Below are 11,728 nucleotides of genomic sequence, written 5' to 3'. Positions count from 1 at the left end.
TGTAACAGGAAAACGCCTGGCCGACAATGGGTTTCCCAATCGACCAGGAGCCGCCATGGAACACCCCACCCACGATGCAACCGTCCTCGAACAATACGATTCCCGCGCCGAAGCCTACCTGGCGAGCGCCGTGCACGCCGCCGGCGCCGACCTGGACCGGATGGCCAGCCTGGTCGGGGTCCGCCCCGATGCCGTCGCGCTGGACATGGGCTGCGGCGGTGGGCATGTCGCGTTCCGCCTCGCGGGCCTCGTCGGCAAAGTCGTCGCGTACGACCTGTCGGCCGCGATGCTGGAGACGGTCGCGGCGGAGGCGCAGCGGCGTGGGCTGGACAACATCGTCGCGAAGCAGGGCGCGGCCGAGGCGCTGCCTTGTCCGTCCGGGGCCTTCGACGTCGTCGCCACCCGCTATAGTGCGCACCACTGGGGCGCGTTCCGCGACGGCCTGGCGCAGATGCGGCGCGTGGTCAAGCCGGACGGGCTGGCTCTGTTCATGGACGTCGTCTCGCCCGGCCAGCCGTTGCTCGACACCTGGCTGCAGACGCTGGAGCTGTTGCGCGACCCGTCGCACGTGCGCAATGCGTCGCTGGACGAGTGGCGGTCCCTGCTCTCGGCCGTCGGATTCGCCGTCGACGACGTCGCCACCTACCGCCTGCGGCTCGAATTCGGCACGTGGATCACACGCATGCAGACGCCCGACGTCCAGGTTGCCGCCATCCGCGCGCTGCAACGGCGCGCACCCGCCGAGGTGAGGGATCATTTCGCCATCGGGGACGACGGCAGCTTCACGGTCGACACGGCACTGATCGCCGCCCGTCCGGTTTAACGACGCAGGCGGTCGGTGCGCAGCCGCTGCCGGTCGTCGGAGAGCGCGCGCACGGCCAGCAGGGCGGCGCCGACCGCCGCCAGGCCGCTCGCGCCCGCGAGCAGGAACATCAGCAGGATCTGGTATTTCACGGCTTCCATCGGGTCCATGCCGGCCAGCAGCTGGCCGGTCATGATGCCGGGCAGCGTGATGATGCCGGCGGCCGACATCTGGTTCGCCACCGGGATCATGCCGCGCCGCGTGGCACTCCGCACGAGCGGACCGATGGCGTCACGGAACGGCGTGCCGAGGGCCAGCCGTGCCTCGATGCGGGCGCGCTCGCGCACGACGCCGTCCAGTATCCCGTCGAGTGCGAGGCTGGCGGCGTTCAGCACGCTGCCGAGTACGATGCCCATCAGCGGGATCGCATACCGCGGTTCGTACCACGGCGTCGGGCGCACGGCCGTCGTCAGCGCGAGCAGGACGGTCGCGAAGCCGGCACAGGACACGACGGCGGCGCTGATCTGGTAATTCATGAGACGCTCGAGGCGTTGCTTCGGCCGGGTGGCGACTTCGCGCGTGGCCGCCGCGATCATGAACACGATCACGGCCAAGGTCGCGGCGGGGGATGCCGCCGCGAACACGTGACGCAGCACGAGCCCGACGATGGTCAGCTGCGCCACCATGCGTATGGCCGCGACGAGGATCTGGCGGTGCACGCCGAGGCGCAGCGCCAGCGACAGCGCGGCGTCCAGCACGATCAGGACGGCGGCCGCCAGCAGGTCCCAGGTGCCGAGGTGGATGGCATTCATGGCGTCGCCAGCATGCCCCGTTCGAGACGGAAGACCCGGTGCGCGAGGCGGCGCGCCTGCTCGACCGCATGGGTGACGAGCAGCACGGCCATGCCGTCCGCGAGACAGTCGCGCAGCAGCGCCTCCGCGCGTCCGGTCGCCGCCGGGTCGAGGGCCGCGGTCGGCTCGTCGAGCAGCAGCACGCGCGGCCGCCGGGCCAGCGAGCGCACGAGGGCGAGCCGCTGCCGTTCGCCCGTCGACAGGCGGTCGATGTCGGTGTCGAGCACGGACGCGGCGAGGCCCAGTGCGGCCAGCGTGCGTTCGACGAAGCCGGCGTCGACGCCGCTGAAGTGCGCGCGCGCCGTGGCTTCCCACCATGCCGGTTCGGCCGCCTGGTAGACGACGGCGGCGCGCCATGCCGGCGCGGGCATCGAGGCGGCGGGGCGGCCGTCGAGCAGTACGTCGCCGTCGTGCGGGTCGAGGTCGGCCAGCATGCGCAGCAGGACGCTCTTGCCGGCGCCGGACGGGCCCTGGATGGCGACGCATTCGCCTGCGCGCACGTCGAATGTGAACGGTCCGCCGAAACGCGAGCGCAAGTCGCGCGCGGACAGGCGCACGGGCGCGTCGGCGCGCGGCGGGTCGGACGGCGGCACGGATCAGGAGCGGGCGGCGGCCCGGATCAGGTCGAAGGGAGAAGCGTCGCGCACGGCCGAGCGCGAATTCAGCAGGCTGCGGTCGAAGTGGCCGAAACCGCCCGGCGCGCGCTGGCGGTCGTGCCAGTGGCGCAGCGGGGAGTCGTCGGCCTCGAACTGCGCTTCGGCTTCCAGCTGTTTTACACGCGCCGCCAGGGTGGCCACGGTGTTGCGCAGTTCAGCCAGCTCGCGGTCGCGCTCGCGCAACGCGTCGTCATGGGCCGCGCGGAGTAGACGCATGCGTTCGTCGAAGTCGGCGTGCAGGCGGTCGGCCAGCTGGTCGACAAGGGCGTGCAGGGCGCGGCCCGTGTCCTCGCGGCGCAGGCCGGGCGCGACGTCGCCGCCGCCGTCCTCGCTGCGCAGCTCCTTGAGGTATTTGTGGATGGTCGACTTGGAGCCGCTGTCGCCCAGCGCATGGCGCACGGCGTCGACGGAGGGATGGCGGCCTTCGGCCAGCAGACGGTCGCGGGCTTCCCTGACCTGTGATTTCGTGAGTCCGCTGCGCGCCATCGTTTACTCCATCGTCATCGTATCCAATCAGGAACTGGCCTGATTCACCAGTCCGCGGTGCTGCACGCGATTCAGCTTCGGATGCACGACCGGGACAGTCAGCATTGTACTGCCGACGGCCATCAGCAGCAGCGCGGTGAACGTTTCGCTCGTGATGATCTGCTTGTCCAGCAGGATGTTGGCGAAGATGATCTCGATGAGGCCCTTCGTTTGCAGCAGCCAGCCGATGATCGAGGCCTCGCCGTCTTTCCATTTCAATACCTTGCCGGCGATGTGTGCGCCGACCAGCTTGCCGCCGACGGAGGCGAACAGCAGCAGGCCGCCCGCGAAGAACACGGCATAGCCGCCCAGGTCCCATTTCGTGCGCAGGCCGGTGCTGAGGAAGAACACGGGCATCAGTACCAGCAGCACGTTCTTGAACAGGCCGTCCAGTTGCTCCTGCCTGAACCAGTGGGCATCCATCACGACGCCGGCCAGGAACGCGCCGACCATGAAGTGCAGGCCGGCCCAGTCGGCGCCGAACGCGCAGGCGATCAGCCAGATGACGGCGACGTACCAGCGGTCGGTCTCTTTCATGCGCGCCATCAGGCGGCGGAACACGAAGGTCAGCAGGGCGAACGCGGCGAGGAAGCCGAGCTGGCGGCCCATGCGTTCCCAGTCCAGCATGATCACCGCCAGCACGCCCCAGATCGCGACGTCGTCCAGGCTGGCATAGCGCAGGATGCGCTGGCCCATCGGCTGGCGCAGGATGTCGAGCTTTTGCATCAGCAGCACGAGCACCGGCAGCGCCGTCACCGCGCAGGCCATACCGGTGCCCAGCGTGAATTGCCAGGCGGCGGCCCTGGCGCCCATCCAGCCCGGATACGACATCAGCAGTACGGCGGCGGCGCAGCCGAACAGCAGGGGGATGCCGAGCGACAGCCCGGCGGTCGTCGCGCTCTCGCGGCGGTATTGCCAGACTTTCTTCAGGTCGAGCTCGATGCCGGCCAGCATCACGAACAGCATGACGCCCCATTGGGCGATGCCGTTCAGCGTCTTCACGACGTCCGGGTTGAATACGAATTTATGGTAGTCAGGAAACACTGCGCCAAGCACACCCGGCCCGAGGACGACGCCCATGATGATCTGGACGATGGCGAGCGGGGCGAAATAATCGGTCCGGCCGAGCCGCCAGATGAGATAGGGCACGACGAACACGATCAGCATCGCGAGCAGGAAGATTTCGGTAGTACTCATGGGTCTCCTTGTTGTACCTTGTTGTATTACGTAATTATGTAATGATGAGCGTCGGATGCTAGCGCGAAATTGAACGTATGAAAAGGATTTCATTCCTAGCAGAACTGACAGTGGGGCTGTCGCCGCCGCGCGACTCAGCCGGAGTGATCGTTAAAAATTCCGGCCAGTCTCCCGCCCGCTGCGTCGGTATGCTCTACAATAGATGCTCGGTTGCGCGCCGGATGGCGTTCGTGCCCATGCGCGCGCTTGTATCAGGAACACGCTACATGCTTCACCTGCACAACTCGTGGTGCCGCAACGCGCTGGGATTCGTTTTCCTGGCCCTGTTCGCGGCTGCCTGCCCGGCCGCGGCGCCGGCGGCAACGTCCACGGCCGGCGTATACCTCGACGATCTCACGTCACCGGAATTACGCGAACGCATCGCGGCCGGTACCACGACGGCCCTCGTGCCCATCGGCGGCACCGAGCAGAGCGGTCCTCACATCGTCCTCGGCAAACATAATGAGCGTGCCCGCGTGCTGGCGGGGCGGATCGCCGCCCGGCTGGGCGATGCGGTCGTCGCGCCTGTCGTCGCCTATGTGCCCGAAGGGTCGATCGCGCCGCCGGCCGCGCACATGCGCTTTGCCGGCACCATTTCCATTCCGGACGCCGCGTTCGAATCGCTGCTGGAAGCCGCCGCGAAGAGCCTGTGCCAGCACGGCATYCGCGACGTGTTCTTCCTGGGCGACCACGGCGGTTACCAGAAGAATGAAGAAAAAGCGGCCGCGCGTGTCAACCGCGTACCAGGCTGCCGCGCTCATGCCTTGCTTGCGTACTATGATGCGGCGCAGACCGCATTCGTGGCCGACCTGAAGCAGCGCGGTTTTTCAGACGCCGAGATCGGCACGCACGCGGGCCTTGCCGATACGGCGCTGACGCTGGCGATCGATCCCGCGCTCGTGCGTCCCGCCCAGCTGGCGGCCGGGGCGCGCGGCGGCGTGCGCGCCGGCGTGCACGGCGATCCGACTCGGGCGACTTTGGCCCTGGGCCGCATCGGCGTGGAGCGCATCGTCGACTCTTCGGTGGCGGCCATCCGCGCGGCACGCCAGATGCAGACCGCCCCGAATTCGAAACCTGTCCAACGAAAGTAAAGAAGCCATCGTGTCAACCAAAATCACCGTCGGTGCCATCCTGGCCGTGACCGCCCTGGCGGGCGTCGTCGTCGCATCCCGTGTCGTCGACGCATCTGCGCGGGCGCCGGCATCGGCCCAGGCCACCGGAACTTCGACCACTCCCGCTGCCACGGCCGTCGTGACCGTGCCGGGCATGCCGCGCGTCGTCGATCCGCACAATGTATACAGCGAGATCGGCAGCGCGAACCTGAGCCCCGCCGTCAAGGGCGACCTGGAACGCGTCTATGTGCCGAACCTGCGCACGAACGACGTCAGCGTCATCGATCCCGCGACCATGAAGGTCGTCGACCGCTTCAAGGTCGGCCGCAGCCCGCAGCACGTGATCCCGTCGTGGGACCTGCGCACGCTGTGGGTGGCGAACAACGCCGAGCGGTACGCCGACGGCAGCCTTACCCCGATCGATCCGCGCACGGGCAAGCCGGGCGCGAACGTCATCGTCGACGATCCATACAATATGTATTTCACGCCGGACGGCCGCTCGGCCATCGTCGTGGCCGAGGCGCGCCGCCGCCTCGATTTCCGCGATCCGCACACGATGGCCATGCAGTACGCCATCGACGTGCCGCAGTGCGGCGGCATCAATCATGCCGATTTCTCGATGGACGGCCGCTATGCGCTGTTCACGTGTGAATTCGACGGCAGCCTGGCGAAGATCGACCTGGTCGAACGCAAGGTGCTCGGCTACCTGAAGCTGTCGATGCCGTCGACGCGCTTCCGTGAAGGCTTCGACCCGACGGCGCCGGGCGCAAGCGAGATCTGCACGTCGAAGAAAGGCATGCCGCAGGACATCCGCATCTCGCCCGACGGCAAGCGCTTCTACGTGGCCGACATGGATGCGGACGGCGTGCACGTCGTCGACGGCGACAATCTCAAGGAGATCGGCTTCGTTCCCGTGGGCCTGGGCACGCACGGCCTGTACCCGAGCCGCGACGGCAAGTACCTGTACATCGCGAGCCGCGGCACGCACCGCATCCATGGCAAGCCGAAAGGGAAGGGCAGCGTCACCGTGCTCGACTTTGCCACCGGAAAGATCGTCGCGCACTGGCCCGTGCCGGGCGGCGGCAGCCCGGACATGGGCAACGTCAGCGCGGACGGCAAATGGTTGTGGCTGTCCGGCCGCTACGACGACATGGTCTACCGCATCGATACGAAGACGGGCGACATGCAGAAGGTGAAGGTCGGCGGCGAACCGCACGGCCTGACCGTGTGGCCGCAGCCGGGCCGTTATTCGCTCGGCCATACGGGCAACCTGCGCTGATGGGCCTGCGTGGCCAATCCGGCAATGATTCGTTGCGGGTAGGCCACGTCGGAACGAAAAGGGACAAATACGACGTATTGTCGTTTCCCCGTGGCTTCATGAGTTTCTATAATCCAACTCATAGTCCTTTTCGTTTCCGCACATCATGCTCAAAAACATCACCATCAAAACCCGGCTGATCTTCGTCATCGCGCTTCTTGGCGTGGAATTGATCGTTGGGGCTACCGTCGGCCTCGTCAGTCTCGGCCAGGCGAATGGCCGGATGCAGTCCATGTACTCTAGTCAACTCGTGTGTCTGGGCCAGCTCGACAAGGTCGTGCGTGCCCTGAACCTGAACCAGCTGGCCATGGCGCGTGCGCTCACTGTGGAGTCCGGCAAGGTGCCGCAGCTGCTCGCCGATATCGAGCGCAACGATGCGGTCATCGACGCCGAGTGGAAGTCGTACAGCGCCACGAAGATGGTGGACGGCGAGCGGGAAGAGGCACAGCGTTTCCAGGACGCGCGCGCCAAATTCGTCGGCGAGGCGTTGCGTCCGATCGTCGAGGCGCTGCGCGCCGGCGACACGGCGCGCGCGACAGCCCTCGTGAACGGCCCGATGATCGAGCTGTTCGTGCCGGTGCGCGCCGCGATCAATACCCTGATCCAGACCCAGCTGGACGAGGCGGCCAAGGCCAACCAGAGCTCCCAGTCCACGTATGAGATGGTACGCCTCGTCTGCCTGAGCGGCATGGGACTGGGCCTGATCCTGGCCGCCGTCGTGGGGGCCATGCTGGTGAAGAGCATCGTGCGCCCGCTGGATGAAGCGGTGCGCATCGCCGGGGCGGTCGCGGACGGCGACCTGACCCAGGACATCCCGGTCCGCGCCAACGACGAGACGGGCCATCTGATGCGCGCACTGAACGAGATGAACGCGGGCCTGGCCCGCATCGTCGGCCGCGTGCGCGCCGGCACGGACACGATCGCGTCGGCGTCGGGTCAGATCGCGACCGGCAACCTGGATCTGTCCGCGCGCACCGAACAGCAGGCCGCGTCGCTGGAACGCACGGCGACGTCGATGGAGGAGCTGACCTCGACCGTGCGCCAGAACGCGGACAATGCGCGCCAGGCCAACGCCCTGGCGCAGTCGGCGTCGGAAGTGGCGGCCCGCGGCGGCTCGGTCGTGACGCAGGTGGTCGCGACGATGGGGGCGATCAACACGTCCGCCGTGCGCATCGCCGACATCATCGGCGTCATCGACGGCATCGCGTTCCAGACCAATATCCTGGCGCTGAACGCCGCGGTGGAAGCCGCGCGGGCGGGCGAACAGGGCCGCGGCTTCGCCGTCGTCGCGTCCGAGGTGCGCAACCTCGCGCAGCGCAGCGCCGCGGCCGCGAAGGAAATCAAGGTGCTGATCGACGACTCCGTGCAGAAAGTGCATCACGGTTCGGAACTGGTCGACCAGGCCGGCGCGACGATGGGCGAGATCGTCGGCAGCATCAACCGCGTGACGGACATCATGGCCGAGATCATGGCCGCCAGCCAGGAACAATCGACCGGCATCGAGGAAGTGAGCCGCGCCATCGTCCAGATGGACCAGGCCACGCAGCAGAACGCGGCCCTCGTCGAAGAGGCCTCGGCCGCCGCGCAGCAGCTGCGCGAGGAAGCCGACAGCCTGGCGCTCGCGGTGGGCGCGTTCCGCATCGAGGCACAGGCCGGCGGGATGGCCCGTCCGGCGCTGGCGCTGCGTTGACGGCACGCCCGTCGGGGCGGGTCAGCCCCGGCGCTTGCGCTGCACGCACAGGCCCAGTGCGCCGAGACCCAGCAGCATCAGCGATGCCGGCTCCGGCACCTCGCCGCCGGCGGGCGCAGCCGGGCGCTGCAGGACGTTCGCCTTCAGGTTCAGCGTCAGGCTGTATCCCTGGCCCAGGCTGGACGAGGCGAACACGACATCGGGAGCCGCGTCGGCCAGCGTGAGCTGGTAGGTCGCCGAGTTATTGCCGAGCGTGGTCGCGAGGAACGACGCCGCGTAGTTGTTGGCGTTGCCTTGCGCCAGGTTCCCGAATATCGACAGGCTGGTCGAGAACACATTGTTGACGTCGCCCGTTTCCACGATATTCGTCAGCTTCAGGCCCACGCGGTTCGTGTCGAACAGGTTGGCGATCGAGAAATTCTTGTCCCCCACGACGTCGTTCAGATAGACGTCGCCGAAATCCAGCGTCAGCGCCGTCATCGACGCATTCGCATCGAACGATTGGGCGGCGTGCAGCAGGTAGCTGTACGTGGCGCTCAGGTTACCGTTCCATTTGATGGTCGACGTGGTCGAGGCGATGCCGCCGAAGTCGTTCTGCGTCGTCTCGGCCGAGTTCGACGCTGCAATCAGGTCGGCGAGGAAGCTGCCGCTGCCGACGTAGGCGTTCAGCGCGGTGCTGCTGACCGTCGTGTTGTCGTTGATCTGCGTGAAGCTGCTGCCATTGTCGCAGGCCGACTTGATCTTGCCGTTGACGAGGGTGCAGGTGTCCTGGACGTTGTTCAGGGAAGCGCCCGCGCCGGTGACGCCGACCGGGATGCCGAGCTTGACCGAGCTGCTGCCGGTGCCTTTGGCGGTGAACGTGCCGTCGGTGTTCGCGCCGGTGCCGCCGGCCGCGACGGTGACGTTGGTCGTCTGCCTGTAGGTCGAGGCCAGGTTGACGGTGGCGCCGGTCAGCACGCCGGCGCTGCTGTCGAACTTGGCGACCTGGGCCGTTCCCATGCTCGTGTTCGCCGTGCCGCTCGTCTTGCCGTCCGACGCCGTCGACTTGCCGCCGAGCGTGTCGGTGACGGCATTGCTCACGTTAAAGCTCGTCGTTGCCGTCGTCGTGACGAGGGTCGCGTGGGCCAGCGTGGGGACGGTGGCGAGCGCGCTCAGGGCAGCCAGGACGGCCACGTTCAGGGAGGTTTTCAGCATTTGTGTTTCCTTTCGTTGATCTGGCAATGGGACTAGGTTTGTGTTCACGTTGTTGGTCTTATGCTCGTAGTAACGCAACTACCGTGCCAATATTTATAACGTTCTGTTTTTTAAAGGAATTCAATCTTTAGATCCAGCAATAAAATTCTTGCATGTAAATTTTCTCGACATCAATGAAAGTTTCCGCAAGAAACTTTGTTAAATATGGCCTCCATCTTGACTTGCCTCAAAACGAGTCATGCCGCATAAAGAGTTGCGCGGCGCCCGTGCCGGTTGTCGATTGTTGGTTAAAGATTTAGAACTGTTGGTTTCAAGACTCAATAGTGCGGCTGGGAAAAAATTCTTCTATTCATTACTCATGACGGGTGATAGATTCATCCCCGACGGGCGCGTATTTACCTGAGCCGCATGGAATGCCGCGCGGTAGCGCCGTCATGACGCTGAAAGGAAAAGCCATGATTGAAAAACTGACAGTCAGATCCCGTGTGCTCGCGGGCTTTGGATTGGTGCTGGCGCTGTTCGTCATCGTCGCGGGACAAAGCATCTACCAGGCGCGCGAATCCGATGCGACGGTGGAGTACCTGTTGCGCGACAAGTTGCGCATCGAGCGCATGATCGCCGAGCTCGACGGCATCATTCACTACACGGTGGCCGACGCCACTGCCGCCGCCAAGACGGACGACGCCCGGTACGAGGCAAGCCTGCAGGAGATGACTGCGAAGCGCACGGCGCGCGCGCTCGACGTCATTGCCGAGCTCAAGCGTTCCATCGTCGACGAACAGGCCAAGCTATTGCTGACGGACCTGATCAAGGAGCGTGAAGATTATGTACAAGCCAGGGACGAGCTGCAAAAGATCAAGCAGCGCGACGGCCGCGGCGCCGTCGACGCCTTCATCGCCAGCAAATTCCGGACCGAGGCCGAGCAGTACCAAGAGGTCGTCGACAAGCTCCTGGCGCGCCAGAAACAGCTCATCGACGAGCGCCGCGACGCCACGCATGCTGCCAATGAGGTCGCCATCCGGGTGACGACGATCCTGACCGCGCTCGCCGTGCTGCTCGGCGTCGCCGCCGCGGTGGTGGTCGGCCGATCCGTCGTGCGCCAGCTGGGTGGCGAACCGGGCGCCGCCGCGCACATCGCCCAACGCATCGCCGAGGGCGACCTGAGCGTGCGCGTGGAGCTGAAGCCGGGCGACACGGTGAGCGTGCTGTACGCCATGCACGTGATGCGCGAGCGGCTGGCCGACATCGTCGCCCAGGTTCGCCAGGGCACGGCGTCGATCAGGTCCGCCTCGTCCGAGGTCGCGCAGGGATCGCTGGAACTGTCGGCCCGCACCGAGCAGCAGGCCAGCGCCCTCGAGGAGACGGCCGCGTCGATGGAAGAACTGACGTCGACCGTGCGCCAGAACAGCGGGCACACGGCGGACGCGCGCCGGCTCGCGGATTCGGCGGAGAGCATGGCTGCGGACGGCGGCCGCGCCGTCGAGGCGGTGGTGGCGACGATGGAAACCATCAAGGCCTCGTCCGGGCAGATCGCGGCCATCATCTCCGTGATCGACGGGATCGCATTCCAGACCAATATCCTGGCCCTGAATGCCGCCGTCGAGGCGGCGCGGGCCGGCGAACAGGGTCGGGGCTTCGCCGTCGTCGCGTCGGAAGTGCGCAATCTCGCGCAGCGCTCGGCCGCGGCGGCCCGCGACATCAAGCAGCTCATCGAGGATTCCGCCAGCAACGTGACGCAGGGCTCGGCCAGCGTGGCGGACGCCGGCGCCAAGATCGCGGCCGTTGTCGACAGCTTCCGCACGGTCAGCCGCATCATTGYCGACATCGCCACGGCGAGCACGGAGCAGTCGGCCGGCATCGAACAGGTCAACAAGGCCGTGGCCGAGATGGACGACGTGACGCAGCAGAATGCGGCGCTGGTCGAGGAATCGGCGGCGGCCGCGCAGTCCATGCAGGAGCAGGCCGAGGCGCTGGCCCGGGTGGTCGGGTTCTTCCGGCTCGACGAGGCGCCCGCACAGGCCGTTGCTGCGCCCGGGCCCGCCCGCGCGCACGCGGGCCGTCTGCTGGCCGCGACGTAGGTGCGCCCGGCAGCCCAGTAGGGTGGGCACCCTGTTCAGCACATAGACATGGGTAACACTTGTCTAGAGACATAGGTAACACCTTTTATGATCATTGCACAGCTAACAATCGGAGCGTGCAATGCCTTGGAAGGAGAGTTCCCGAATGTCTTCTCGTCTTGAATTTGCTCGCCTGGCGACTGCACCTGATGTGAATATGCAGGCCCTTTGCCAGTCTTTCGGCGTCAGCCGTAAGACTGGCTACAAGTGGCGTGATCTGTATTTGA

The 11,728-nt window shown here is 66.4% G+C and carries 12 protein-coding genes; 7 read left to right on the top strand and 5 right to left on the bottom strand.

The features are described from left to right. Positions 1-55 precede the first annotated feature (55 nt). On the top strand, positions 56-823 hold the full coding sequence (locus AC1DYX_RS20750; RefSeq protein ID WP_477262290.1) for a class I SAM-dependent methyltransferase: 768 nt from the start codon (positions 56-58) through the stop codon (positions 821-823). On the opposite strand, the gene AC1DYX_RS20745 is transcribed toward AC1DYX_RS20750, so the two are convergent. From AC1DYX_RS20745 to AC1DYX_RS20730, 4 genes are read right to left on the bottom strand one after another with little or no spacing between them, the layout of a single operon-like run. Next, a complete protein-coding gene (locus AC1DYX_RS20745) occupies positions 820-1,614 on the bottom strand; it encodes an ABC transporter permease (RefSeq protein ID WP_477262288.1) in 795 nt (264 codons plus the stop codon). The genes AC1DYX_RS20750 and AC1DYX_RS20745 overlap by 4 nt on opposite strands. Continuing rightward, complete coding sequence (locus AC1DYX_RS20740) at positions 1,611-2,246, bottom strand: ABC transporter ATP-binding protein (RefSeq protein WP_477262286.1); 636 nt, start codon at positions 2,244-2,246, stop codon at positions 1,611-1,613. The genes AC1DYX_RS20745 and AC1DYX_RS20740 overlap by 4 nt, the downstream gene beginning before the upstream one ends. Before the next feature lie 3 nt (positions 2,247-2,249). Continuing rightward, entirely contained in the window at positions 2,250-2,795 is a 546-nt protein-coding gene (locus AC1DYX_RS20735) for a DNA-binding protein (protein ID WP_477262284.1), read from the bottom strand. Between the two features lie 27 nt (positions 2,796-2,822). Then, positions 2,823-4,031 carry a cation:proton antiporter gene (locus tag AC1DYX_RS20730; RefSeq protein WP_477262282.1) on the bottom strand — a complete coding sequence of 403 codons (1,209 nt, stop codon included), beginning with the start codon at positions 4,029-4,031 and terminating at the stop codon, positions 2,823-2,825. A gap of 266 nt (positions 4,032-4,297) precedes the next feature. Here AC1DYX_RS20730 and AC1DYX_RS20725 point away from each other — a divergent pair, with 266 nt between their 5' ends. The 3 genes from AC1DYX_RS20725 (at position 4,298) to AC1DYX_RS20715 (ending at position 8,190) form a co-directional block, all read left to right on the top strand. Further along, entirely contained in the window at positions 4,298-5,161 is an 864-nt protein-coding gene (locus tag AC1DYX_RS20725) for a creatininase family protein (RefSeq protein WP_477262280.1), read from the top strand. 175 nt (positions 5,162-5,336) lie between these two features. After that, complete coding sequence (locus AC1DYX_RS20720; protein WP_477262294.1) at positions 5,337-6,461, top strand: YncE family protein; 1,125 nt, start codon at positions 5,337-5,339, stop codon at positions 6,459-6,461. 145 nt (positions 6,462-6,606) lie between these two features. Continuing rightward, entirely contained in the window at positions 6,607-8,190 is a 1,584-nt protein-coding gene (locus AC1DYX_RS20715; RefSeq protein ID WP_477262278.1) for a methyl-accepting chemotaxis protein, read from the top strand. A 21-nt stretch (positions 8,191-8,211) separates the two neighbouring features. Here AC1DYX_RS20715 and AC1DYX_RS20710 read toward each other — a convergent pair whose 3' ends face one another. Continuing rightward, complete coding sequence (locus AC1DYX_RS20710) at positions 8,212-9,384, bottom strand: PEP-CTERM sorting domain-containing protein (RefSeq protein WP_477262276.1); 1,173 nt, start codon at positions 9,382-9,384, stop codon at positions 8,212-8,214. Between the two features lie 238 nt (positions 9,385-9,622). On the opposite strand from AC1DYX_RS20710, the gene AC1DYX_RS20705 reads away from it, so the two are divergent. From AC1DYX_RS20705 to AC1DYX_RS20695, 3 genes are all read left to right on the top strand, one after another. After that, complete coding sequence (locus tag AC1DYX_RS20705) at positions 9,623-9,787, top strand: hypothetical protein (RefSeq protein WP_477262275.1); 165 nt, start codon at positions 9,623-9,625, stop codon at positions 9,785-9,787. Positions 9,788-9,839: 52 nt separating this feature from the next. Next, positions 9,840-11,462: a methyl-accepting chemotaxis protein gene (locus tag AC1DYX_RS20700; RefSeq protein ID WP_477262273.1), complete on the top strand. Its 1,623-nt coding sequence runs from the start codon at positions 9,840-9,842 to the stop codon at positions 11,460-11,462. A gap of 121 nt (positions 11,463-11,583) precedes the next feature. Beyond that, on the top strand, positions 11,584-11,728 hold a 145-nt coding region (locus AC1DYX_RS20695), incomplete at its 3' end, for a helix-turn-helix domain-containing protein (RefSeq protein WP_477262292.1).

This window comes from Massilia sp. P2_C2 (assembly GCF_056404615.1).
Note: the sequence above shows the minus strand (reverse complement) of the source record. Positions and strands in the feature narration are given on the sequence as shown.

Excerpts from the sequence above, each read along its gene's own strand:
- AC1DYX_RS20750 (WP_477262290.1), top strand. The coding sequence starts at position 56 with ATGGAACACCCCACCCACGATGCAACCGTCCTCGAACAATACGATTCC.
- AC1DYX_RS20745 (WP_477262288.1), bottom strand. The coding sequence starts at position 1,614 with ATGAATGCCATCCACCTCGGCACCTGGGACCTGCTGGCGGCCGCCGTC.
- AC1DYX_RS20735 (WP_477262284.1), bottom strand. The coding sequence starts at position 2,795 with ATGGCGCGCAGCGGACTCACGAAATCACAGGTCAGGGAAGCCCGCGAC.
- AC1DYX_RS20730 (WP_477262282.1), bottom strand. The coding sequence starts at position 4,031 with ATGAGTACTACCGAAATCTTCCTGCTCGCGATGCTGATCGTGTTCGTC.
- AC1DYX_RS20720 (WP_477262294.1), top strand. The coding sequence starts at position 5,337 with ATGCCGCGCGTCGTCGATCCGCACAATGTATACAGCGAGATCGGCAGC.
- AC1DYX_RS20715 (WP_477262278.1), top strand. The coding sequence starts at position 6,607 with ATGCTCAAAAACATCACCATCAAAACCCGGCTGATCTTCGTCATCGCG.
- AC1DYX_RS20710 (WP_477262276.1), bottom strand. The coding sequence starts at position 9,384 with ATGCTGAAAACCTCCCTGAACGTGGCCGTCCTGGCTGCCCTGAGCGCG.
- AC1DYX_RS20705 (WP_477262275.1), top strand. The coding sequence starts at position 9,623 with ATGCCGCATAAAGAGTTGCGCGGCGCCCGTGCCGGTTGTCGATTGTTG.